This is a genomic window from Cupriavidus sp. C1SS-2L (assembly GCF_057073735.1).
In genome coordinates this window covers 490,704-514,553 of sequence record NZ_CP172708.1, presented here as the reverse complement: position 1 = coordinate 514,553, position 23,850 = coordinate 490,704, and the positions used below count along the sequence as shown (strand labels likewise).

Annotated in this window: 21 protein-coding genes and 1 other RNA gene; 5 read left to right on the top strand and 17 right to left on the bottom strand. The window is 64.3% G+C overall.

The annotated features are described in order from the left end of the window. Positions 1-540: 540 nt before the first annotated feature. Positions 541-963, top strand: a complete 423-nt coding sequence (locus tag ACIGJG_RS02370; RefSeq protein WP_011296656.1) for an OsmC family protein — start codon at positions 541-543, stop codon at positions 961-963. A gap of 51 nt (positions 964-1,014) precedes the next feature. Here the strand turns inward: ACIGJG_RS02370 and rnpB are convergent. The 5 genes from rnpB to ACIGJG_RS02345 all read right to left on the bottom strand — a co-directional run bounded on the left by rnpB (position 1,015) and on the right by ACIGJG_RS02345 (position 5,708). Beyond that, positions 1,015-1,357: RNase P RNA component class A (gene rnpB, locus ACIGJG_RS02365), an RNA gene on the bottom strand. 35 nt (positions 1,358-1,392) lie between these two features. Next, positions 1,393-2,235 (bottom strand): DUF3025 domain-containing protein, encoded by an 843-nt coding sequence (locus tag ACIGJG_RS02360; protein WP_245001910.1) that lies wholly within the window; start codon positions 2,233-2,235, stop codon positions 1,393-1,395. A gap of 11 nt (positions 2,236-2,246) precedes the next feature. Then, complete coding sequence (gene pyrC / locus ACIGJG_RS02355) at positions 2,247-3,281, bottom strand: dihydroorotase (protein WP_011296654.1); 1,035 nt, start codon at positions 3,279-3,281, stop codon at positions 2,247-2,249. Between the two features lie 43 nt (positions 3,282-3,324). After that, positions 3,325-4,638, bottom strand: a complete 1,314-nt coding sequence (locus tag ACIGJG_RS02350; protein ID WP_011296653.1) for a glycerate kinase type-2 family protein — start codon at positions 4,636-4,638, stop codon at positions 3,325-3,327. Continuing rightward, positions 4,635-5,708, bottom strand: coding sequence for a tartrate dehydrogenase (locus tag ACIGJG_RS02345; protein WP_483672707.1), 1,074 nt, complete (start codon positions 5,706-5,708; stop codon positions 4,635-4,637). The genes ACIGJG_RS02350 and ACIGJG_RS02345 overlap by 4 nt, the downstream gene beginning before the upstream one ends. Positions 5,709-5,840: 132 nt before the next feature. On the opposite strand from ACIGJG_RS02345, the gene ACIGJG_RS02340 reads away from it, so the two are divergent. Next, positions 5,841-6,671: a class II glutamine amidotransferase gene (locus ACIGJG_RS02340; RefSeq protein WP_140948951.1), complete on the top strand. Its 831-nt coding sequence runs from the start codon at positions 5,841-5,843 to the stop codon at positions 6,669-6,671. Positions 6,672-6,741: 70 nt separating this feature from the next. Here the strand turns inward: ACIGJG_RS02340 and ACIGJG_RS02335 are convergent, their stop codons facing one another. The 6 genes from ACIGJG_RS02335 to ACIGJG_RS02310 form a co-directional block, all read right to left on the bottom strand. Further along, positions 6,742-7,476, bottom strand: coding sequence for an amino acid ABC transporter ATP-binding protein (locus ACIGJG_RS02335; RefSeq protein WP_011296650.1), 735 nt, complete (start codon positions 7,474-7,476; stop codon positions 6,742-6,744). Next, positions 7,473-8,156: a glutamate/aspartate ABC transporter permease GltK gene (gene gltK, locus ACIGJG_RS02330; protein WP_011296649.1), complete on the bottom strand. Its 684-nt coding sequence runs from the start codon at positions 8,154-8,156 to the stop codon at positions 7,473-7,475. The genes ACIGJG_RS02335 and gltK overlap by 4 nt, the downstream gene beginning before the upstream one ends. 9 nt (positions 8,157-8,165) lie before the next feature. After that, positions 8,166-8,894: an amino acid ABC transporter permease gene (locus tag ACIGJG_RS02325; RefSeq protein WP_011296648.1), complete on the bottom strand. Its 729-nt coding sequence runs from the start codon at positions 8,892-8,894 to the stop codon at positions 8,166-8,168. 63 nt (positions 8,895-8,957) lie between these two features. Beyond that, positions 8,958-9,857: a glutamate/aspartate ABC transporter substrate-binding protein gene (locus ACIGJG_RS02320; protein WP_011296647.1), complete on the bottom strand. Its 900-nt coding sequence runs from the start codon at positions 9,855-9,857 to the stop codon at positions 8,958-8,960. Between the two features lie 249 nt (positions 9,858-10,106). Continuing rightward, positions 10,107-11,414 (bottom strand): Glu/Leu/Phe/Val family dehydrogenase, encoded by a 1,308-nt coding sequence (locus ACIGJG_RS02315; protein ID WP_011296646.1) that lies wholly within the window; start codon positions 11,412-11,414, stop codon positions 10,107-10,109. A gap of 189 nt (positions 11,415-11,603) precedes the next feature. Then, entirely contained in the window at positions 11,604-12,551 is a 948-nt protein-coding gene (locus ACIGJG_RS02310) for a LysR family transcriptional regulator (RefSeq protein ID WP_011296645.1), read from the bottom strand. Between the two features lie 210 nt (positions 12,552-12,761). On the opposite strand from ACIGJG_RS02310, the gene ACIGJG_RS02305 reads away from it, so the two are divergent. Together ACIGJG_RS02305 and ACIGJG_RS02300 are read left to right on the top strand one after the other, a co-directional pair. Continuing rightward, positions 12,762-13,316, top strand: a complete 555-nt coding sequence (locus ACIGJG_RS02305; RefSeq protein ID WP_140948952.1) for a cysteine dioxygenase family protein — start codon at positions 12,762-12,764, stop codon at positions 13,314-13,316. Between the two features lie 60 nt (positions 13,317-13,376). Then, positions 13,377-13,835: an Lrp/AsnC family transcriptional regulator gene (locus tag ACIGJG_RS02300; RefSeq protein WP_011296643.1), complete on the top strand. Its 459-nt coding sequence runs from the start codon at positions 13,377-13,379 to the stop codon at positions 13,833-13,835. A gap of 6 nt (positions 13,836-13,841) precedes the next feature. Here the strand turns inward: ACIGJG_RS02300 and ACIGJG_RS02295 are convergent, their stop codons facing one another. After that, on the bottom strand, positions 13,842-15,731 hold the full coding sequence (locus tag ACIGJG_RS02295) for an ABCB family ABC transporter ATP-binding protein/permease (protein ID WP_483672706.1): 1,890 nt from the start codon (positions 15,729-15,731) through the stop codon (positions 13,842-13,844). A 119-nt stretch (positions 15,732-15,850) separates the two neighbouring features. Between ACIGJG_RS02295 and ACIGJG_RS02290 the strand changes: the two genes are divergently transcribed. Then, a complete protein-coding gene (locus ACIGJG_RS02290; protein WP_011296641.1) occupies positions 15,851-16,252 on the top strand; it encodes an acyl-CoA thioesterase in 402 nt (133 codons plus the stop codon). Between the two features lie 84 nt (positions 16,253-16,336). On the opposite strand, the gene ACIGJG_RS02285 is transcribed toward ACIGJG_RS02290, so the two are convergent. The 5 genes from ACIGJG_RS02285 to ACIGJG_RS02265 form a co-directional block, all read right to left on the bottom strand. After that, positions 16,337-17,113 carry an enoyl-CoA hydratase gene (locus ACIGJG_RS02285; protein ID WP_011296640.1) on the bottom strand — a complete coding sequence of 259 codons (777 nt, stop codon included), beginning with the start codon at positions 17,111-17,113 and terminating at the stop codon, positions 16,337-16,339. Between the two features lie 49 nt (positions 17,114-17,162). Then, entirely contained in the window at positions 17,163-18,119 is a 957-nt protein-coding gene (locus ACIGJG_RS02280) for a DegV family protein (protein WP_011296639.1), read from the bottom strand. A gap of 185 nt (positions 18,120-18,304) precedes the next feature. Next, positions 18,305-19,504: an acetyl-CoA C-acyltransferase gene (locus tag ACIGJG_RS02275; RefSeq protein WP_041679812.1), complete on the bottom strand. Its 1,200-nt coding sequence runs from the start codon at positions 19,502-19,504 to the stop codon at positions 18,305-18,307. A 17-nt stretch (positions 19,505-19,521) separates the two neighbouring features. Continuing rightward, positions 19,522-21,945 (bottom strand): 3-hydroxyacyl-CoA dehydrogenase/enoyl-CoA hydratase family protein, encoded by a 2,424-nt coding sequence (locus tag ACIGJG_RS02270; RefSeq protein ID WP_011296637.1) that lies wholly within the window; start codon positions 21,943-21,945, stop codon positions 19,522-19,524. Between the two features lie 83 nt (positions 21,946-22,028). Beyond that, positions 22,029-23,816 (bottom strand): acyl-CoA dehydrogenase C-terminal domain-containing protein, encoded by a 1,788-nt coding sequence (locus tag ACIGJG_RS02265; RefSeq protein WP_483672705.1) that lies wholly within the window; start codon positions 23,814-23,816, stop codon positions 22,029-22,031. Positions 23,817-23,850: the final 34 nt, after the last annotated feature.

The window sequence follows — 23,850 nt, the reverse complement described above, 5'->3', positions numbered from 1 at the left end:
AAGGGATTTCGTCAAGTTCGCCACGACTCGGACGCTGATGCGGAGATAACGTGGCGCCCGATGCACTCGCCAGACAGGGGCGAAAAAAAACCCAGGCGGTTTGGCCTGGGTTTGAATCCACCAAAGGAGGAGGGTGGAGGAGACACTGGGAGACCGACGGTGTTCTTGCGGGCGGTGCGGAGAGCTTGACCGGGGGCTTCGCTTTCGCACTCTGGCGCGCTGTCTGCGCCGTCGTTCAATGATTGGAATTATACATGGGGTAATCCCTGATGCAAGCGAAATTTGCACTGCGAAATTCGATTCCACATCATGGGAAGACTCGCACCCCACGAGATAGCCATCATTTTCCTTTAAAATCAATGAGTTGATCTGCAAAAAATGATGTCACGCCACTGACACATTAGAAGAAACCCTCAGTTTCTTCAGGGTTATCGGCATCCGCGCCCGAGGCTTTACGATGTCGTATCCCAGAAAAAGCAAGATGCGAGATCCCGCGCTTGCGCCCGAATACACACAACTCAGACGACAGGAAAGAACAAAATGGAATGCAAAGTGACATGGATGGGCGCCGACGGCATGAGCTTCGTGGCCCAGACCGGCAGCGGCCATATCGTCGCCATGGACGGCGCCCCGGAAGGTGGCGGCCATAACCTGGCACCGCGCCCGATGGAGATGGTGCTGCTGGGCACCGGCGGCTGCACCGCCTATGACGTGGTCCTGATCCTCAAGCGCGGGCGCCAGGAAGTGACCGGCTGCGACGTCAGGCTCGAAGCCGAACGCGCCGGCGAAGATCCGAAGGTCTTCACGCGCATCAACTTCCACTTCGTGGTGACCGGCAAGAACCTGAACCCGGCCACGGTCGAGCGCGCCATCAAGCTGTCGCACGAGAAATACTGCTCGGCGTCCATCATGCTGGCCAAGACCGCGGAAATCACGCACACGCTGGAAATCGTCGAAGGCTGACGAAATGTGAATGCCCGGGCAGATTGACTGGCCGGGCATCTGGGAAGACAAGCGCAAAGCAGGCCGATAAGCCGGATTCTGTGCACGTCACCGCACCTTGCGGCACGGCGGCGCGTGACAACCATTCCTCTAGGCCGGCTGTTACCAGTCGGCTCCAGCTCCCTACCCGCAGGCTCAGCGGGCCGCCTCGATGCCTGCCTATTTGGGATTGCTCCAGGTGGAGGTTACCGCGTTTCACCCTTCCCGCCAGGCGAACCTGGCGGCAAGACTCGTCTCTGTGGCCCTATTCCGCACGTTACCGTGGATGGCTGTTAGCCAACACCCTGCCCTGTGGAGTCCGGACTTTCCTCCCCTTGCACCTTGCGATGCAAGCAGCGATTGTCTGGCCTGCTTTGCGGCCCGAAGTCTAACACCAATGCAGGCTGTCGGTCAGGATGAAGGGCTTTGGCGCCGACCCGGCCGGAATACCGTCGCATCCCTATAGAATGCCGCGTCGGCATTGGCATCGCACCACCCCGGAATGCCCATGACGGGTAACGGCGCGAAGCTGCGGCCGCCACGCAGCGCCCCCGCATCGGCGGCGTGGTGCAGTGACTCTGCCAGAGAGGCATCGATGACGGACGGGCTTGCTGATCGAGCCGGGAGCGCCAGTGGCCACGCGTGGGCCGTGACGGACTTATACGGACTCACCAGCTTTTCGAGCAGCGCGTGGCCAAATGGCAGCACCACGCATTGATGGTCCCAGTCTTGCCTGCGCCGGACAAACAATTCTTCCCAGCCAAACCCGCGCAGCGCCGTCGCCAGGCTGGCGTCGATGCTCAGGAACAGCACGGCGTTCTCGTCGAATAGCGTCGCCGCGTCGCGCATGCCGCCGCGTCCAGCCTGCACACCGGCGTGCGCGATGACCTCGGCCTGGATCGCATTCAGCCTGGCCTTTGTCTGCGGAAAATGCAGCCAGATCAATGCGTTGAAGAAATCATGGAGGTTGTCGCGCGTTGGCACCGTCCCCGTGGCGTGGATGTGCGCCTCATAGGCGACGCCGACAGGCAGTTCGTCTTGTGCGACGAACGCCATCGGGAGGCCTCGCACATTGCGCAACCCTATGCCGCTTGCCAACTCGTTGAGGCAGGCATGCAGCGAGCCTCCGTCCGCCACAGCCGACCCGAGTCTGGCACCGATGGCCGCAAACGGCCGGAACCACGGACGCGTCCAGTCGATCGCCGAAAGCAAAGCGGCGAACCCCTGGTTCGCCGCCGATTGGGCTACGCTCAACGCCGTCCGTGTCAGCGCGCCTTCCAGCGCAGCGTCTCGCCGGCGCGCAGCGGCACCAGGGTGGCATCGCCATACGGCAGTTCCGCCGGCAGTTGCCAGTCTTCGCGCTCCAGCGTCAGCGTGCCGGTATTGCGCGGCAGCCCGTAGAACGCCGGGCCGTTGAAGCTTGCGAACGCTTCCAGCTTATCGAGCGCACCAGCGGCGTCGAAGGCCTCTGCATAGAGTTCCATGGCGTGCAGCGCGGTGTAGCAGCCGGCGCAGCCGCAGGCATGCTCCTTCAGGCCACGCGCGTGCGGCGCGCTGTCGGTGCCGAGGAAGAAACGGTCGCTACCCGAGGTCGCGGCCGCGACCAGCGCCTCGCGATGCGTCTCGCGCTTGAGCACCGGCAGGCAGTAGTAATGCGGGCGGATGCCGCCGGTGAAGATCGCATTGCGGTTGTACAGCAGGTGATGCGCCGTGATGGTGGCACCCACCGGGCCGCTCGCATCGCGCACGTACTGGGCCGCATCCCTGGTCGTGATGTGCTCGAACACCACCTTCAGTTCCGGGAAGTCGCGGCGCAGCGGCGTCATGACACGGTCGATGAAGACGGCTTCGCGATCGAAGATATCGATGTCGCCATCAGTGACTTCGCCGTGCACGAGCAGCGGCAGGCCCACACGCTGCATCGCCTCCAGCGCGCCCGCGCAGCGGCGGATGTCGGTCACGCCGGCATCGCTGTTGGTCGTAGCGCCCGCCGGATACAGCTTGACGCCATGCACGAAGCCGCTCGCCTTGGCCGCGACGATTTCCTCGGCCGGGGTGTTGTCGGTCAGGTACAGCGTCATCAGCGGCTCGAAGCTCATGCCGGCCGGCAGCGCAGCCAGGATTCGGGCGCGGTAGGCCTGCGCCTGCTCGACCGTGGTCACGGGCGGCTTCAAGTTAGGCATGATGATCGCGCGGCCGAACTGGCGCGCGGTGTCGGGCAACACGGCCGCGAGCGCCGCGCCGTCGCGCAGGTGCAGGTGCCAGTCGTCCGGGCGGGTGATGGTGAGCTTCTGAGTCATGGTTGCTGGGCCTGCCGCCGCATGCCGGCAGGCGTACTGAAAGTTAGAGAATCAGGATGGCGCGGTAATCGTTCACATTGGTGCGCGTCGGGCCGGTCACGACCAGGTCGCCTACCGCATCGAACAGACCCCAGGCATCGTGCGCATCGAGCTGGCGCCGGGCCGGCACGCCTGCCGCATCCGCTCGCGCCAGGGTCGTCGGATCGGCCAGTGCACCCGCATTGTCCTCGGAACCGTCTATACCGTCGGTGTCGGCGGCAATGGCGTACACACCTTCCATGCCAGCCAGTTCGATCGCCAGCGACAGCAGGAATTCCGAACAACGCCCTCCCCGGGCCTTGCTGCTGCCACCGCCGGCCGGCAATGTGACCGTGCATTCACCGCCAGAAATCAGTGCAACCGGCGCGGCAAACGGCGCATTGTACGCGCGAATCTCACGCACCAGCGCGGCATAGACGCGCGCAACTTCCTGCGCTTCGCCCGTTACCGTATCGCCGAGGATCACCGGGGTGATGCCGCGTTCGTGGAACAGCGCCGCAGCCGCCTGCAGGCTACCGTGTGCGGTAGCGATCATGCGGTTGTCGACGCGCGCGAACAGGGGATCGCCCGGCTTGGGCGTCTCGGCCACCTCACCGCGCGCGCCGCGCTCAAGGTGCGACTGGACGCTGGCCGGCACCGTCGCGCCGTAACGGCGCAGGATATCCAGCGCGTCCGCGAACGTGCTGGGATCCGCTACCGTTGGCCCCGAAGCGATCGCACTGGGATCGTCGCCGGCCACGTCCGAGACAATCAACGTCGTCACCGGCGCCTGGCTGGCCTGCGCCAGACGCCCGCCCTGGATGCGCGAGATGTGCTTGCGCACGATATTCATCTCGGTGATCGGCGCCCCGCAGCGCAGCAGTTCCTTCGTGGTGGCCTTCAGGTCCGCCATCGGAATACCTTCGGCAGGCAGCGACAGCAGGCTCGATCCGCCGCCGGACACCAGCACCAGCAGGCGGTCCGCGGGCGTCAGCGATGACACGCTGGTCAGAATGTCCGCTGCGGCCTGCTCGCCCGCCTCATCAGGAACGGGATGGCCGGCCTCGATCACGCGCACGTGCTGTGTGGGCAGGCCATGCGCGTAGCGCGTGACGACCAGCCCTTCGACCTGCGCCTTGCCGGCATAGGCTTGCTCCGCCGCCAGCGCCATCGACGCCGCGGCCTTGCCCGCGCCCACGACCAGCGTACGCCCTCCCGGCTGTGGCGGCGGCAAGTACTCGGCCACGATCTTCAGCGGATCCGCCGCCGCCACCGCCGCCTGGAACGTCTCGAGCAGCAGCGCGCGCGGATCGCCCGTGAAACTCCCCGGCGCGCTCACAGCGCCTCCGCGATTGCGCGGCCCAGGTCCTCGGTGCCCGCCTTGCCGCCGATATCGCGCGTCAGCGGCGCATGGTCGGGGCCCGCGGACAACACCTTCTCGATGGCGCCCAGCACGGCGGCACCCGCCGCGTCGTGCCCGAGGTGCTCCAGCATCATGGCGCCGCACCAGATCTGGCCGATCGGGTTGGCCACACCGCGACCCGCGATGTCGGGCGCCGAGCCATGCACCGGCTCGAACAGGCTCGGATACGTGCGGTCCGGGTTGATATTGCCCGACGGCGCGATGCCGATGGTGCCGGTACACGCCGGCCCCAGGTCGGACAGGATGTCGCCAAACAGGTTGCTCGCCACCACCACGTCGAACCAGTCGGGATGCTGGACGAAATGCGCGGTCAGGATGTCGATGTGGTACTTGTCGACCTTGATGCCGGGATAGTTCGCGGCCATCGCCTCCACGCGCTCGTCCCAGTACGGCATGGTGATCGAGATGCCGTTGGACTTGGTTGCCGACGTCAAGTGCTGTTTCGGACGCTTCTTCGCCAACTCGAAGGCGAATTTCAGGATGCGGTCAACGCCGACCCGGCTCATCACCGTTTCCTGCATCACGATCTCGCGCTCGGTGTTCGGGAACATGCGGCCGCCGATGCTCGAGTACTCGCCCTCGGTGTTCTCGCGCACGACATAGAAGTCGATGTCGCCGGGCTTGCGGTCGGCCAGCGGGCTCTTGATGCCGGGCATCAGCCGAACCGGACGCAGGTTTACGTACTGGTCGAACGAGCGGCGGAACTGCAGCAGCGAGCCCCACAGCGACACGTGATCGGGCACGGTATCGGGCCAGCCCACCGCGCCAAAATAGATCGCGTCGTACTTCACGAGCGTGTCGAACCAGTCGTCCGGCAACATCTTGCCGTGGCGCGCGTAGTAGTCGCAGCTGGAAAAATCGAAGTGGTCCCACTGGAAGTCGATGCCGAACTTGCGCGCGGCGGCATCCATGACACGAATGCCCTCGGGCATCACTTCCGTGCCGATTCCGTCTCCGGGAATCACGGCAATCCTGTATTGGCTCATAGCTGTCGGGAAGGGTGGTGCGGGATGGCCTGAGGCGCCCGAACGCGTGCGCTTGGCAGCGGCCCGGGGGCGCGGGATAATGTCTGCATTCTATTGCAAAGCGGCAGCCCCCTGCCGATCCGGTGCCCCGCCATGTGCCAGCTGCTAGGCATGAATTGCGCCACGCCAACCGACGTGACGTTTTCCTTCACCGGCTTCGCCGCCCGCGGCGGGCTGACCGACCACCACGCCGACGGCTTTGGCGTGGCTTTCTTCGAAGACAAGGCCTGCCGGTTGTTCATCGACAACCAGTCGGCGGGCACGTCGCCCGTGGCAGACCTGATCAAGCGCTATCCGATCAAGTCGAAGAACGTCATTTCGCATATCCGCAAGGCCACGCAAGGCACGGTCCTGCTCGAGAACTGTCACCCGTTCATGCGCGAACTGTGGGGACGGCACTGGATCTTCGCCCACAACGGCGACCTGCTGAACTTCACGCCATTCCTGTCCGGCGTCTACCAGCCCGTGGGCGACACCGATAGCGAACTCGCGTTCTGCACGCTGATGCAGGGGCTGCGCAAGCGCTTCCCCGGTTCGCAGCCGCCGCTGAACGAGCTGTGCCATGCGCTAGCGGACATCACGCGCGACATCACCACGCACGGTGTGTTCAACTTCCTGCTGTGCAACGGGCAGGCCCTGTTCGCGCACTGCTCGACGCGGCTGTACTACATCGTGCGGCAATGGCCGTTCTCGACCGCGCACCTGATCGACGCCGACCTGTCGATCGACTTCGCCCAGGTCACCACGCCGGATGACCGGGTCGCGGTGATCGCCACGCAGCCGCTTACCGACAACGAGACCTGGACGCCCTTCGAGCCGGGCGAGTTGATCATGTTCATCGACGGACGGCCGGAGATGACGCTGTCAGTGCCAATTCCGCCGGAAGTGCAGGCGAAGAACGCAGCCAACACGGCCTGTACCTGAATCCAGGCGGGGCCGGAAAGAAAAAGGGACGCCTCGGCGTCCCTTATTTCTCGCAGCGGGGCGCAAGACCTCAGTGCTGCAGAATCTTCGACAGGAACTGCTTCGCCCGCTCCGAGCGCTGTTCGATATTGCCGAAGAACTCTTCCTTCGCGCAGTCCTCGACGATCTTGCCGGCGTCCATGAAGATCACGCGGTTGGCCACCTTGCGCGCGAAGCCCATTTCGTGGGTCACGCACATCATGGTCATGCCTTCCTGCGCGAGCTGCACCATCACGTCCAGCACTTCGTTGACCATTTCGGGGTCCAGCGCCGAAGTCGGTTCATCGAACAGCATGCAGATCGGGTCCATCGACAGCGCGCGCGCGATCGCCACGCGCTGCTGCTGGCCGCCCGACAGCTGGCCCGGGTATTTGGCCGCCTGGCTCTTCAGGCCCACGCGCTCCAGGTACTTCAGGCCCTTGGCCATGGCTTCATCCTTCGAACGGCCGAGCACCTTCATCTGCGCGATGGTCAGGTTCTCGGTGATCGACAGGTGCGGGAACAGCTCGAAGTTCTGGAACACCATGCCCACGCGCGAACGCAGCTTGGGCAGGTTGGTCTTCGGGTCACCAACGGAGGTGCCATCCACCAGGATGTCGCCCTTCTGGAATGGCTCCAGCGCGTTGACGGTCTTGATCAGCGTCGACTTGCCCGAGCCCGACGGGCCGCAGACCACCACGACTTCGCCCTTGGCAACCCTGGTGGTGCAGTCGGTCAGCACCTGGAAGGAGCCATACCACTTGGAAACATTATTGATTTCAATCATAGGGCCACCTTTTTCTGGTAACGCTTGACCATCAGCGAAACGGAGTAGCAGATAACAAAATACACGAGGCCGGCGAACAGCAGCATTTCGACAATGCGGCCGTCACGCTCGCCCACGCCATAGGCCTGGCCGAAGAAGTCCGCCAGCGCGCTCACGTAGACCAGCGACGTATCCTGGAACAGGATGATGCCCTGCGTCAGCAGCAGCGGCACCATGTTGCGGAACGCCTGCGGCAGGATGACCAGCTTCATGGTCTGACCGTAGGTCATGCCCAGCGCCTGTGCCGCGAACATCTGGCCGCGCGACACGCTCTGGATACCGGCCCGGATGATCTCGGAATAGTAAGCCGCCTCGAACAGCGAAAAGGCGATCAGGGCCGAGGTCATGCGCAGATCCGATGCCGGCGACAGGTTGAAGATGTTCTGCAGCACCTGCGGGATGATCAGGAAGAACCACAGCAGCACCATCACCAGCGGGATGGAGCGGAAGATGGTCACGTACCCCTGCGCGAACCAGTTCAGCGGCTTGACGGACGACAGCCGCATCATCGCCAGGATGGTGCCCCAGACAATGCCGACGATGATGGCCGTGACCGTGATCTTGAGCGAGACCAGCATGCCCTCGCCCAACACCTCCAGCGTGGCCGGCGTGATGGAACTGAAGTCGAATTCGTATGCCATGGCGCCCCCTTACTTGCTGCCGATAAAGCCGGGTACGCGGCTGCGGGCTTCGACCCAGCGCATGACCAGCATGACGACGATATTGATGAGCGCGTACATCACCGTCACGGCGATGAACGACTCATACGGGCGCGCGGTGTAATCCACAAGCTGGCGCCCTTGGGCGGCCAGTTCCAGCAGGCCGATCGTCGACGCCACCGCGGAATTCTTGAAGATGTTCAGGAATTCCGAGGTCAGCGGCGGCACGATGACGCGAAACGCCATCGGCAGCAGCACGAAGCGATAGGTCTGCGGCAGCGTGAAACCCATGGCCAGGCCGGCGTTCTTCTGGCCGCGCGGCAGCGAATTGATGCCCGACCGCACCTGTTCGCAGACGCGCGCCGCAGTGAAGGTGCCCAGGCACAGCATGGCCGCCAGGAACTGCTGGGTGAACGGGTTCATCTGCTTGATCGTCTCGCCGCCCGGCAACAGCTCGGGGCCGACGAAATACCAGATGAACAGCTGCACCAGCAGCGGGATGTTGCGGAAAAGCTCGACATAGGCCGCGGCGAAACCCGACAGCCACTTGTTCGGCACCGTGCGCAGCACGCCAAGCACCGAGCCGATGGCAAGCGCGATGACCCAGGACGAAAGACCGAGCGCGATCGTGACCTTCAGGCCGGAAATCATCCAGTCGAGGTAGGTCTCGTTCTGGGCGGCCTGCTCGAGGAATACTCCCCAATGCCAGTTGTAGTTCATGTTGCGTCCTCAAAAAGAAACGGAAGGACTCGCCTTCCGTTTCGCACGCCTGATTTCAGCAGGTCAGTCGAGCGCCTTGTCGTTCGGATTCTTGATGAGCGCCTTCATGTCTTCCGAAAGCGGAAAATCAAGATTCAGACCCTTCGGCGGCACCGGCTGCATGAACCACTTGGTGTACAGCGTATTGATCGAGCCGTCCTTCATCATGCCGGCGATCACGGTGTCGGAAACCTTCTTGAACTGCGGATCATCCTTGCGGATCATGCAGCCATAGGCCTCGCGCGATTGCGGCTTGCCCACGACGATCCAGTCGGCCGGGTTCTTGGCCTTGGCGCGCTCGCCGTACAGCAGCGCGTCGTCCATCATGAAGGCCACGGCACGGCCCGATTCCAGCGTCAGGAACGACTGGCCATGGTCCTTGGTGCTGATGATGTTCATGCCCAGCTTCTGGTCATCGTTCATCTTGCGCAGCAGGCGCTCGGAAGTCGTGCCGGCGGTGGTCACGACGTTCTTACCCTTCAGGTCGGCCCAGTCCTTGATGCCGCCGTCCTTCTTCACCATGATGCGGGTGCCGATGATGAAGATGCTGTCGGTGAACGAAACCTGCTTCTGGCGCTCCAGGTTATTGGTGGTCGAGCCGCACTCGATGTCGATGGTGCCGTTCTGCAGCAGCGTGATCCGGTTCTGCGAGGTGATCGGGATTTCCTTCACCTGCAGGTTCGGCATCTTGAGCTGGTCCTTGATGGCTTCCACGATCTTCATGTTGATGTCGTAGGAATAGCCGACCTGACGGACGCCGCCAAGGTTGTAGTTGAACGGGATCGACGAATCGCGCACGCCAAGCGTAATCACACCGGTGTCTTTGATCTTCTTCAGCGTGCCCGTCAGTTGCTCGGCTGCCTGTGCGGAACCGCAAAACAGGCCAGCGGCCATCATCAGGGAAGCTAACTTGGCAAATTTCATAACATCTCCTTGACCATGAAGAGAAACGCGGGATTCTACTTTTGAATGCCCCACAGATGAAACAGTATTGCGCACGCTCCCCATCTAGACAACTGGGTTTTACTCCTAGAGTCCTTATTCAGGGCATACCTGCGCAGCAACGCAGATATGACAACGCGGCCCGAGGAAGCTTTCCCCGGGCCGCGTCTGATGGTCAGGCTGACGTTGCTGCGCCGCAACAGAGAGGTTGAGCGCGCAACGACCTCTGCATCAGGGGTACAGGCCTCGCATTTCGCGCGCCTGCAGGATGCGCGTACAGGCCACGATAAACGCGGCCGTGCGCAGCGTTACCTTGTTGTCCTGCGCGACCTGCCAGATAGCGCGGAACGCCTCTTGCATGATCCGTACCAGGCGTTCGTTGATTTCCTCTTCGGTCCAGAAGAAGCTGGAAAAATCCTGCACCCACTCGAAATACGACACGGTCACGCCGCCGGCGTTGGCGATCACGTCCGGCGCCACGAGGATATTGCGCTCGCGCAGGATGTCATCGGCCTCGGGCGTGGTCGGGCCGTTTGCACCTTCGATGACCAGGCGTGCCTTGATCTGGGGCGCATTCTTCGCGGTGATCTGGCCTTCCAGCGCGGCCGGGATCAGGATGTCGCAGTCCACCTGCCAGAACTGCTCCGACGAAATGGTTTCCGCCTGGAAGCCGTCGACGGTGCCGCTGTGCGAGGCGTATTCCATCATTGCCGGCACGTCCAGGCCGGCCGGGTTGTACAGCGAGACGCGATGGTCCTGCACGGCCACCACCTTGGCGCCCGCCTCCTGGAACAGTTTCGCGGCCACGGCGCCGACGTTGCCGAAGCCCTGCACGGCCACGCGGGCACCCTTGATCTCCAGGCCGATATTGCGCGCGGCCTCGGAACCCACCACGAACACGCCGCGGCCGGTCGCCTCATGGCGGCCCAGCGAGCCGCCCAGCGAGATCGGCTTGCCGGTCACGACACCGGTCGCGGTGCTGCCGGAGTTCATCGAATACGTGTCCATCATCCACGCCATCACCTGGGCATTGGTGTTGACGTCCGGCGCCGGGATGTCCTTGCTCGGCCCGATGATGATGTTGATTTCGCTGGTGTAGCGGCGCGTGAGGCGTTCCAGCTCGGCGTGCGACAGGGTGCGCGGGTCCACGCGGATGCCACCCTTGGCACCGCCGTAGGGCACGTTCACCGCGGCGTTCTTCACCGACATCCATGCCGACAGCGCCATGACTTCCGACAGCGTCACGTCCTGGTGGAAGCGCACGCCGCCCTTCCCCGGGCCGCGCGACAGGTTGTGCTGCACGCGGTAGCCCTCGTAGTGGGCGATGGTGCCGTTATCGAGCTCGATGGGTACGTCGACGATCATCGCGCGCTTGGGGCGCTTGAGGGTTTCAACCCAGCGTGCCAGCGAGCCCAGGTAAGGCGTGACACGGTCGACTTGTTGCAGGTAGATGCCCCAGGGGCCGAGGTTGTCGGCGTTGAGGTAGGACGGCAGTGCGTGCTTTTGGCCAGCAGTATGGGTCGGTGCTGCGGAGGACATCAGTGGGTTCCGGGGTGGAGAATGCCCGCAAGCTTAGGGGTGGGGCACATATGGAATCCAATGCCGTTTGCTCATCCGGTCATGCAAGATGCGCATAACGTTCGAGGATGACTGGTCAATGAAGGAAGGTCTCTTGCGGACCCCGGGCATGCTCCCTCTCCCGCTTGCGGGAGAGGGAGCATGCTTCCGTCAATCCGTCGTCAGCGTCGACCACACCCGATCCACGAGTTGCCGCTTCCGACGCGCCGCCGTCGCCCGCCGGTCATTGCCGTTATCGCCGGGCCGCTCGCGGTACAGACGGATCTCCATGTCGATCGACAGCGGCAGCCCGCGCGCCGACTCGGCCCGCACCAGCCGGCCCTGCGCCACGTCGTCGCGCACCGCGCTCTCGGGCAGAAAGGCCATGCCATGCCCCGAGAGCGCCATGACCTTGAGCGCCTCTGCCATATCGGTCTCGTAGCATTTGTCGAGCTTGAGTTCTTCCGAGGTATCGGCGAGCAGCATGTCCACCATGCGGCCGAGGAAGGCATTGGGCGTGTAGCTCAGGAACGGCACCGGCTTCTTGTCCGTGCCGGGCAGCCGGTACAGCGGCTTGCCCGTGCTGTCGGGCACACTGTACGGCGACAGCCGCTCGATGCCGAGCACGAGCATGTCGTAGCGTGCCGGATCGAGCTGGATCGCCTGGCGTGCATGGTGGTAGACCATGACCAGGTCGCAGCCGCCCTCGACCAGCAGCAGCACCGCGTCGTGCACGTTGAGCGCCCGCAGCCGGCACGGTAGCGTGCCGACCTTGCGCTCGAGCGTCTTGAGCCATTCCGGAAAGAACGTCAGCGACAGCGTGTGCGGCACCGCGAATTCCAGCACCTGCGCGTTCGACGAGCGCTGCCCGCGCATCAGCGCGCGCGTCTCGCTGACCTGCGCCAGCATGGCCAGGGCCTGCTCATAGAACACCTTGCCAGCGGCGGTCAGGCTGGTCGGGTAGCTGGAGCGATCGATCAGCTCCGTGCCGACCCACGCCTCGAGCGACTGGATCCGGCGCGAGAACGCCGGTTGCGTGACATGTCGCAGTTCGGCCGAGCGCGAGAAGCTGTGCGTCTCGGCCAGGCTGACGAAGTCTTCAAGCCATTTGATTTCCATGACGCGGATTATCCACCGGCTCGGACGGTGCCGTCACCGGGCGCGCTGGCTGTTTCGGCGGGTGGGCACACTGTAGAATGACATTCTACGAATCTGCCTTTTAGTAGCATGGAGCAACGATATTCGGTGATTTGTCACGACAGAATGCATGCCTTTGCTCAGGAGCCGCACCTATGATGGCCTCATACGAAGAAGATCCCGGAGCCATCCATGCAATCCTGCCCCACCGCTACGGGCGGCATGCCCGCCATCCACGCCAGCCCGCTGGGCCGGCTCGCGCAAAGCATGGAGGCCACATTCGCGCACAGCGCACGCATGGTGGCCGGCAATATCGACACCTGTCTGCCCGACGCCGACACCCTGCTGGCCTGGCTGCCGCCGGGCGCGCTGCTGGGCAGTCCGGACACGTACACACGCCATCTCGTCTATGCCGATCCGCTCGCGCGCTTCTCCGCGATGCTGCTGGTCTGGCGGCCCGGCCAGGCGAGCCCCGTGCACGGGCACCGCACGTGGTGCGCCTACCGCGTGCTGCGCGGCACGCTGAGCGAGCGCCACTACCAATGGGATCCGGCCAGCCGGCTTGCCACGCTGACCGGCGGTGTCGACCGCCAGGCCGGTGCCACCTTCAGCGTGCCGGCCGGCCTGCAGCATATTCATTCGCTCGGCAACGCCACCGACGCCATCGCCGTATCGCTGCACCTGTACGGCGTGGACCGCGACCACATCTCCACCGGCGTCAACCTGCTGGTTGATACCGACGACTGACGCGCCGGCACGGGGACGGCGCGCAGGCTGCCGCATCCCCCTGAAAGGACGCACACATCGATGGACCGCTACGACAAACAGATCCTTGCCATCCTGCAGGAAGACGCCACCGTGCCCGTGGCCGAGATCGGCGAACGCGTCGGCCTGACGTCGACACCGTGCTGGCGCCGCATCCAGAAGCTCGAAGAAGCCGGGCTGATCCGCAAACGTGTGGCGCTGCTCGACGCCGACAAGCTGAACGCTGGCGTGACGGTGTTTGTCTCGGTCCGCACGGCGCAGCACAACGTCAAGTGGCTCAAGCAGTTCCACGCGCTGGTTGCGTCGATTCCCGAAGTGACGGAGTTCTATCGCATGGCGGGTGACACCGATTACCTGCTGCGCGTGGTGGTGCCCGATATCGCCGCGTATGACCGCGTGTACAAGAAGCTGATCCAGGGCGCGGAGCTGGCCGACGTGAGTTCCAGCTTTGCGATGGAGCAGATCAAGTACACGACGGCACTGCCACTCGACTACGCGTAACGGCGCTCAGGCGTCCTGCGTCGCGTCGCCAACGTCGATGGCCAGCTCGTCCGCCACCGTCCCGCGTTGCGCGGCGCTGCGCGCCTGGATCTCCCACATCTCCGCATAGCGCCCACCCGCGCGCATCAGCTCGGCGTGGGTGCCGCGTTCCACGATGCTGCCCCGGTCCATCACCAGGATCTGGTCGGCATGGACCACGGTGGACAGCCGGTGCGCGATCAGCAGCGTGGTGCGATTCTGCGCAAGCCGCATCAGCTCAGCCTGGATGGCCTGCTCGGTCCGCGAGTCAAGCGCGGACGTCGCTTCGTCGAATACCAGGATCGGCGGGTTCTTCAGCAGCGTTCGTGCAATGGCCACGCGCTGCTTCTCGCCGCCGGAAAGCTTGAGACCGCGCTCCCCCACGGGGGTGTCGTAGCCCTGCGGCAACTCGCTGATAAAGCTATCGATCTGCGCCGCGCGCGCCGCCGCGATGACTTCATCATGCGTCGCATCGGGCCGGCCATAGGCGATGTTGTAGAAGATGCTGTCGTTGAACAGCACCGTGTCCTGCGGCACGATGCCGATGGAGCGGCGCAGGCTCTCCTGCGTGATGCTACGGATGTCCTGACCGTCGATCTGGATGGCGCCGTCGCTGACGTCGTAGAAGCGGAACAGCAGGCGTGCGAGCGTCGACTTGCCAGAGCCGCTGTGGCCGACCACGGCGGTGGTCGTGCCCGCCGCAATGGTGAAATCGACATCGTCGAGGATCACGCGGTTCGACTCGTAACCGAAGCGCACATGGCGGAAGCGCACTTGCGCGCCCTGCACTGCCAGCGGCTGTGCGCCGGCTTTGTCGGCGACTTCCTGGTGCGTACCGAGCAGCACGAACATTCGGTCCATGTCGGTGGTCGACTGCTTGATCTCGCGGTAGATCACGCCGAGGAAATTCAGCGGGATATAGAGCTGGATCATCAGCGTGTTGACCAGCACGAGATCGCCCAGCGTCAGCTTGCCCGCGACCACGCCTACGGTGGCGCGCCACAGGATCAGGATCAGCCCGACCGCGATGATGGTCTGCTGCCCAAAATTGAGGAAGGACAGCGAGTTCTGCGAGCGGATCGCCGCGGAGCGGTACTTCAGCAGGTTCTCGTCATAGCGCCGCGCCTCGTATTCCTCGTTGCCGAAGTACTTGACCGTCTCGAAGTTGAGCAGCGAATCGATGGCCTTCTGGTTGGCCCGCGAATCGAGCTCATTCATGCGGCGGCGGAAATGCGTGCGCCATTCGGTCACGACGATGGTGAACACGATATAGCCCACCAGCGCGCACCCGGTGATGGCCGCAAACCAGATGTCGTAGTGCAGGATGAAGAAGCCGAGCACCAGCGCCATTTCCACGAGTGTCGGCAGGATGCTGTACAGCGAATACGAGATCAGCGACTGGATGCCGCGCGTGCCACGCTCGATGTCGCGGCTCATGCCGCCGGTCTGCCGGTCCAGGTGGAAACGCAGCGACAGCGCATGCAGGTGCCGGAACACCTGTAGCGCGATCTCCCGCACCGCGCTCTGCGTGACCTTGGAAAAGAGGATTTCCCGCAACTCGGTGAACAAGGTCGCCGACAGCCGCAGCACGCCATAGGCCACGATCAGCCCGACCGGTACCACCAGCAGCGCGCGCGGGTCGCCCGCGGTGATGTTCATGCTGTCGATCAGCCGCTTCATCAGCACCGGCACGCCGAGGTTCGCGACCTTGGCCGACACCAGGCAGGCCAGCGCAAGCATTACGCGCCACTTGTAGTGCCAGACATAGGGCAGCAGGTTGCGGACGGTCTGCCAGTCGCTGCGCGGCGCGCGCTGGCCGGGGAACAGGGTGGCGGGCTTTGCGGGGGGCGGTTCCGCAGTCGTGGAATAGCGGCGCATACGATAGAATCCAAACCAATGGCCGATTGTCGCAGAGATCGCGCCGTCCGGCAGGAAGCGTCCCGGCCGCGGCCGCCGGACAACGCTGCCCTCCATCCCTCCCTTTCCGGTTTCCCGCCATGAATTCACCCCATACCGTCCCCGCCCTGCCCGCTGGAAAGAGCCCAGCGCTGCGTGTCGTGCCAATGCCCGCCGATGCCAACGTGCACGGCGACGTGTTCGGCGGCTGGATCATGTCGCAGGTGGATATCGCCGGATCGATTCCCGCGGTGGAACGCGCCCAGGGCCGCGTGGCCACGGTGGCGGTCAATTCCTTCCTGTTCAAGCATCCGGTGTTCGTCGGCGATCTGGTGAGCTTCTATGCCGAGATCGAAAAGACCGGCCGCACCTCGATCACCGTATCGGTCGAGGTCTATGCGCAGCGCATGCGGCACGCCAACGAGATCGTCAAGGTGACGGAAGCCACGCTGACGTATGTGGCGACGGATGAAAGCCGGCAGCCGAGGGTGTTGCCGACTTGATGGTGTCTACCCTCTCCCGCGCGCGCGGAGGGGAGTTGGTCTCACGGTGAAGCAGGCTTGCCAGGAGCCTGCCCCCTCGCCGGCTCAACTGAACTTCGTAAAATCCGGCTTCCGCTTCTCGAAGAACGCCGAGAACGCTTCCTTCGCTTCCGGTGCCACCAGCATGCGCCGGAACACCGCGCCCTCATCGGCCATCTTCTTCTCCACGGCTTCCACGTCATTGCCCTTCATCAGCCGTTTGGTCTCGCGCAGCGACGACGCCGGCAGCGCGGCCAGCTTGCGGGCCTGCTGCAGCGCAAAGGCATGCAGTTCGGCCACGGGCAACACGCGCGTGACGAGCCCGATCTCGTATGCTTCCTTCGCACCGAAGGGCTCACCGAGCATCAGTTTTTCAGCAGCGCGCTGGTAGCCGACCAGGCGTGGCAGCAGCAGGCTCGATGCAGCTTCCGGGCACAGCCCAAGCTGCGCGAACGGCAGCGACAGCTTCGCCGTTTCCGACGCGTAGACGAATTCGCAGTGCAGCAGCATCGTGGTGCCCACGCCCACGGCCGCGCCGCTGACCGCCGCGACGATCGGCTTGCTCGCATGGCTGATCTGGTACAGGAACTGGAACACCGGCGGTTGCTCCGCGCCTTCACCGCTGGTCGGCGGCCGCTGCATGAAATCTTCGAGGTCGTTGCCTGCCGTGAAGATCTCGTCCTTGCCGCGGAGCAGAATCACGCGGACCGCGCTGTCCGTCTCGGCCGCGCGCAGCGCGTCAGCCATGGCCTGGTACATCGCCGCCGTGATGGCGTTCTTCTTTCCGGCCCGATCGAACTCGATCGTCAGGATGCCGTGTTCAATGCTGGTGCTGATGCTCATGGAATGCCTCTCGTGGTGATGCGTTGCTGCAAGGACTGCGCCGCCATCGCTATGCAAGCGGCAGCGGCTCCTCGGAAAGATAGCTCAGGCCAAACGCGCGAGCGCCGACGTTGAGCGCGACGGTCAGGCTCATCGGCGCCAGCATTAGCTCGACGCCGCAGGCACGTGCAGTCCGCTCGAGCGACTGGTAGGCCGGCATGGCGCGCACCGCGTCGAGCGGACCGGCGAAGCACACCGAGATCGCTGGCGTCAGCAGGCTGCCATTGCGTATGCATTGCTCGGCATGCGCCAGCACGCGGCGGCGCCCTTCATCCGAACCACGCACTTTGGCCACGGCCCCGGTACGACCGCGATGCATATGGATGATCGGCCGGATATTGAATGCGCTGCCCATCATGTAGCGGCTCCACGTGATGCTGTCCTCGCCCTTGAGCCTGGCGCGCGTGTACATGTAGAGCAATTCGTCGGGCACCAGGTACATGTGCGCGGCATCGCGCAGGCGTGTTTCGACGGCCTCGACCACATCGCGCGCACTGGCGCCCGCTGCCGCCATGCGCGCGGCCTCGTGCACGATCAGCGCCTGCCCAGGGCCAATGGCGCCGGTATCGACGACGACAAGGTCGAACAAGCCCGAGCGCCCCGCCTCCTTGCGCAGGCGAACGCTGCGCGCAGCCGTGCCAATCACGGCGCCTGTCGCGTGGGAATAGAGCTTGCTACGCGTGCTCGCGATCGTGAATAGCATGGCCCGGTCGCACGTCGCCACCACGTGCCGCAGCAGATGGTCTTCGAGTTCGCGTTCGACCAGCGGGATCGATTCCGCATAGTGATCCTGCTTGCCGACCAGGTACTGCTCGTACAGCAATGGCAGCGACGCTTCATCGCGCGTATCGGCGATGAACTGTTCTCCCGCGCGGATGCGGAACGGAATCGTGCGTACACCAAGTTCCGTCATGACCGCGCGCGGCATATCGCATGCCGCGTCGGCCAGGATGGTTGTCTCCTGCATGGTGTTGTGCCCCCTTGCTGGTGAGCCGCATCGTGGTGCGGCAGCGTTTTCGGGGCGCGCCATGGGTCCTTGCCACGAGCGCGCCGACGTTGGCACTGCTTCTCTTCACCTGACAGAAGGATGGGATGCTGCGTGTGCTGCGCTTTGAAAGCGTTAAGCCGCAGCATCCCTGCTGGCGCGTTTCTTCAGACGCGCTCAAAGATGCCGGCCGCGCCCATGCCCGTACCGACGCACATGGTCACCATGCCGTACTTCAGGTTGTGGCGACGCAGCGCGTGCACCACAGTCGCCGAGCGGATCGCGCCCGTCGCGCCGAGCGGGTGGCCGAGCGCAATGGCACCGCCCATGCGGTTGACCTTGGACGGGTCGAGTTCAAGATCACGCATCACGGCCAGCGATTGCGCGGCAAACGCTTCGTTCAGTTCGATCCAGTCGATCTGGTCCTGCGTCAGCCCGGCTGCCTTCAACACCGCAGGAATCGCTTCCTTCGGGCCGATACCCATGATCTCCGGCGGCACGCCGCGCACCGCGAACGACACGAAGCGTGCGAGCGGCACCAGGTTGAACTGCTTCAGGATCTTCTCGGAGACCAGGATCAGCGCGCCGGCGCCGTCGGACGTCTGCGAGCTGTTGCCGGCGGTCACGCTACCCTTGTTTGCGAACACCGGGCGCAGCTTGCCAAGGCCTTCGAGCGAGGTCTCCGGGCGCGGGCCTTCGTCGAGCGAGATCGTGCGCGTCTTGACGCTCACCTCTCCCGTAGCCAGGTTCGGGAATTTCTCGACGATTTCGATCGGCGTGATCTCGTCGTTGAACTCGCCGGCCTGCTGGGCAGCGATGGCCTTCTGGTGCGAAGCCAGCGAAAACGCATCCTGGTCCTCACGGCTGACATTCCATTGCTGAGCGACCTTCTCGGCGGTCAGGCCCATGCCGTACGCGATGCCAACGTTTTCGTCCCGCGTGAAGATGTCCGGCGACATCGACGGCGAGTTGCCCATCATCGGCACCATGCTCATCGTTTCCACGCCGGCGGCGATCATCACGTCGGACTCGCCCACGCGGATGCGGTCCGCGGCCATCGCCACGGCACTCACGCCGGAGGCGCAGAAGCGGTTGACGGTGATGCCGCCCACCGTGTTCGGCAGGCCCGACAGCAGCGCGCCGATACGCGCCACGTTCAGGCCCTGCTGCGCTTCGGGAATCGCGCAGCCGACGATGGCATCTTCGATCAGCTTCGGATCGAGGTTCGGCACCTGCGCCACGGCGGCTTTCAGGATCGTAGCGAGCAGGTCGTCCGGACGCGTGTTCTTGAACGCGCCCTTCGGCGCCTTGCCGATCGGAGAGCGAGTCGCGGCAACGATGTAGGCGTCTTGCAGTTGTTTCATGATGTCGTTTCCTCGCTGCCTTAGTTGCGGACAGGCTTGCCGGTCTGCAGCATGCCCATGATGCGTTCCTGCGTCTTGCTGGTGCCAAGCAGGTCGACGAAAGCCTTGCGCTCGAGCGCGAGCAGCCACTCCTCGCTCACCAGCGAACCGGCCTCGACGTCACCGCCGCACACCACTTCGGCAATACGCGACGCAATCAGGAAGTCGTGCGCGGAGATAAAGCCGCCGTCGCGCATATTGACCAGCGATGCCTTGATGGTCGCGATGCCCGAGCGGCCGGCCACCGGCACCAGTGCCGGCAGCGGCGCGCGGTAACCCGCGTCGGCCAGCGCACGCACTTCGTTCTGCGCCACGTGAAGCAGCTCGTGCACGTTGAAGACGATCCGGTCGGACGCTTGCAGGTAGCCCATCTGGCGCGCTTCCAGCGCGGACGCCGACACCTTGGCCATTGCTGCGCTTTGGAAACGGCTGGTCAGGAACTGCAGGTAGTTGGTGCTGCCTGCGGCCTGTGCTGCGCGCGCTGCCGCCAGCGCGGCCTCCTTCAGGCCGCCGCCGGCCGGCACCAGGCCCACGCCGACTTCCACCAGCCCGACGTAGGTTTCCAGCGCGGCCACGCGTGCCGCCGAGTGCAGCATCAACTCGCAGCCGCCGCCCAGCGCAATACCCGATGCAGCCGAGACCACAGGCACTGCGGAATACTTCACGCGCATCATGCCGTCCTGGAACTTCTTCACGAACGGTTCGATGCCCTTGGCGCCGCCCATCATGAACGCCGGCATTGCGGCTTCCAGATTGGCGCCCGCCGAGAACGGACCACCGGGCGCGCCAAGTTGCAGCGACGTCGGCTGCCACACGACCAGGCCCTTGTATTCAGCTTCGGCAAGGTCGATCGCACGCGTCAGGCCGTCGATCACGTCCGGCCCGATGGTGTTCATCTTGCTCTTGAACGACACCACCAGCACATCGTCCTGGCCCTCGGCCACCCAGATCCGCACGGCGTCGTTCTCTTCGACGGTGCGGCCAGCCTTGCGCGGATCCAGCGCCGCCGTGCCCTGCAGCGCGGCGCGGAACACCTGGCGCTGGTAGACCGGCAGCGTGCTGCGCGCGACGAACTGCTGCGTCGCGGGCGACCACGAACCCTGCGCGGCGTGCACGCCCTGGTTCTCTGCCACCGGACCTTCGAACACCCACGCGGGCAGCGCCGCCTTGGACAGTGCCTTGCCGGCGTCGATATCTTCCTTCACCCATTCGGCGACCTGCTTCCACCCCGCGGCCTGCCAGTCTTCGAACGGACCCGAGTTCCAGCCGAAGCCCCAGCGGATCGCCAGATCGACGTCAGCCGCCGAACCCGCGATCTGCTCGAGGTACACGGCGATGTAGTGGAACACGTCGCGGAAGATCGCCCACAGGAACTGCGCCTGCGGATTTGTCGATTCGCGCAGCAGCTTGATTCGCTCCGCCGGCGCCTTCTTCAGCATGCGCGCGACGATCTCGTCGGCCTTCTTGCCCGACTCGACATACTGGCCGGTCCTGGCATCCAGCACCTTGATGGCCTTGCCTTCCTTCTTGTAGAACCCGGCGCCGGTCTTCTGGCCCAGCGCGCCCGCATCGACGAGGCCCTTCAGCACGGCCGGGGTCTTGTACACCGGCGCGAACGGATCCTCATGCAGGTTGTCCTGCATCGTCTTGATCACGTGCGCCATGGTGTCCAGGCCCACGACGTCGGCGGTGCGGAACGTGGCAGACTTCGCGCGGCCGAGCTTCGAGCCGGTCAGGTCGTCGACCACATCGAACGGGATGGCGAACTTCTCGGCTTCGGCAAACACTGCGAGGATCGAGAAGATGCCAACGCGGTTCGCGATAAAGTTCGGCGTGTCCTTCGCACGCACCACGCCCTTGCCGAGCGTGGTGGTCAGGAACGCTTCGAGCTTGTCGAGGATTTCCGGCTGCGTGGTCGCAGTCGGGATCAGCTCGACCAGATGCATGTAGCGCGGCGGATTGAAGAAGTGCACGCCACAGAAGCGTGACTTCAGTTCGGCATCAAAGCCGTCCGACAGCGCGGTGATCGACAGACCCGACGTATTGGTCGCGAAGATAGTGCTCGCGCCCAGGTGCGGCGCGACCTTCTTGTACAGGTCGTGCTTCCAGTCCATGCGTTCAGCGATCGCTTCGATCACCACGTCGCATTCCTTGAGCAGCGCGATATCGTCTTCGTAGTTGGCGGCCTGGATCAGGCCGGCCTCGTCCTTGATGCCCAGCGGCGCGGGCGACAGCTTCTTGAGGTTCTCGATCGCACGCTGCGCAATGCCGCTCTTGGGGCCTTCCTTGGCCGGCAGGTCGAACAGCACCACCGGCACGCGCGCGTTGACGAGATGGGCAGCGATCTGCGCTCCCATGACGCCGGCGCCGAGCACGGCGACTTTCTTGACGATGAAATTGGACATGAGCGCTCCTGATGGATTGAGCGTTTTGAAGAGAGGCGGGCCCTCCCTCCTGCCATGAGGAGAGAAGGCCGGCAATCAGGCCGTCAGAACAGGTCTGCGTCCAGCGCCATCAGCGTGGCCGAACCGGCGCGCGCCTTGCGGATCTCGGCGGCGGTTTCCGGCAGCAGCTTGGCGAAGTAGAAACGTGCCGTGGCCAGCTTGGTCGTGTAAAACTTGTCGCCGCTGGCTTCCTTCTCCAGCGCGATCTTGGCCATGCGGGCCCAGAAGTACGAGAACACCAGGTGGCCCACCACGCGCAGGTACGGCACGGCGGCGGCGCCGACTTCATCGGCATTGCCCATGGCCTTCATGCCGATTTCCATGGTCAGCTTCTGCACCTTGTCGCCAAGGTCCGCGAGCGGGTTGACGAACTCCTGCATCGCTTCGTTGGTGCCCTCTTCCTCGACGAATGCCTGCACGATCTTGCCGAAGGCCTTCATCTTGGCGCCCATGTCGCCGAGGATCTTGCGGCCCAGCAGGTCCAGCGCCTGGATCGTGTTGGTGCCTTCGTAGATCATGTTGATGCGGGCGTCGCGCACGTATTGCTCCATGCCCCATTCGGAGATGTAGCCGTGGCCGCCGAATACCTGCATGCCTTCGTTGGTGCTCGTGAACGCGTTGTCGGTCAGGAACGCCTTGATGACCGGCGTCAGCAGCGCGACCAGGTCGCCGGCCTGCTTGCGCACTGCCTCATCCGGGTGCGACAGCTCGCGGTCGATCTGCAGCGCGGTCCAGTAGCTGAATGCGCGGCCGCCTTCGGCGTAGGCCTTCTGCGTCAGCAGCATGCGGCGCACGTCCGGATGCACGATGATCGGATCAGCCGGCTTGTCCGGTGCCTTCGGGCCGGTCAGCGAACGCATCTGCAGGCGGTCCTTGGCGTAGGCAACCGAGTTCTGGTATGCGACCTCGGTCAAACCCAGGCCTTGCGCGCCGACACCGAGGCGCGCGGCGTTCATCATCACGAACATCGCGTTCAGGCCCTTGTTGGCCTCGCCCACGAGCCAGCCGCGCGCGCCGTCGAGGTTCATCACGCAGGTGGCATTGCCGTGGATGCCCATCTTGTGCTCGATGGAGCCGCACTTGATACCGTTGCGCTCGCCCGGATTGCCGCTGGCATCGGGGATGAACTTAGGTACTACAAACAGCGAGATGCCCTTGGTGCCTTGCGGCGCGTCCGGCAGGCGCGCCAGCACCAGGTGGATGATGTTCTCGGCCATGTCGTGCTCGCCGGCCGAGATGAAGATCTTGGTGCCTGTCAGCAGGTACGAACCATCGGGCTGCGGTCCGGCCTTGGTGCGCAGGATGCCCAGGTCGGTGCCGCAGTGCGGCTCGGTCAGGCACATGGTGCCAGTCCACTCGCCCGTCACCAGCTTGGGCAGGTAGGCTTGCTGCAGTTCCGGCGTGCCGTGCGCGTGCAGGGCCTCGTACGCGCCGTGCGACAGGCCCGGGTACATGGTCCACGCCTGGCTGGCCGAGTTCAGCATCTCGTACACGACGTTGTTGATTACGATCGGCAGGCCCTGGCCGCCGAACGCCGGGTCGCAAGCCAGTGCGGGCCAGCCTGCTTCGACGTACTGCTGGTACGCCTCCTTGAAGCCGGTCGGTGCCTTCACCACGCCATCGCCGACGTAGGTGCAGCCCTCGCGGTCGCCGACCTGGTTGAGCGGGAACACCACGTCCGAGCAGAACTTGCCCGCTTCTTCGATGACCTGGTTGATGGTGTCCGCGTCGATGTCCGCGTGCGGCGGCATCGCCTTGAGTTCGGCTTCAGCGCCGAGCAGTTCGTGAAGGACGAACTGCATGTCGCGCAACGGTGCGGTGTACTGGCCCATCAAAAGCTCCTTGGAGTTTCACGATGCCGCCACG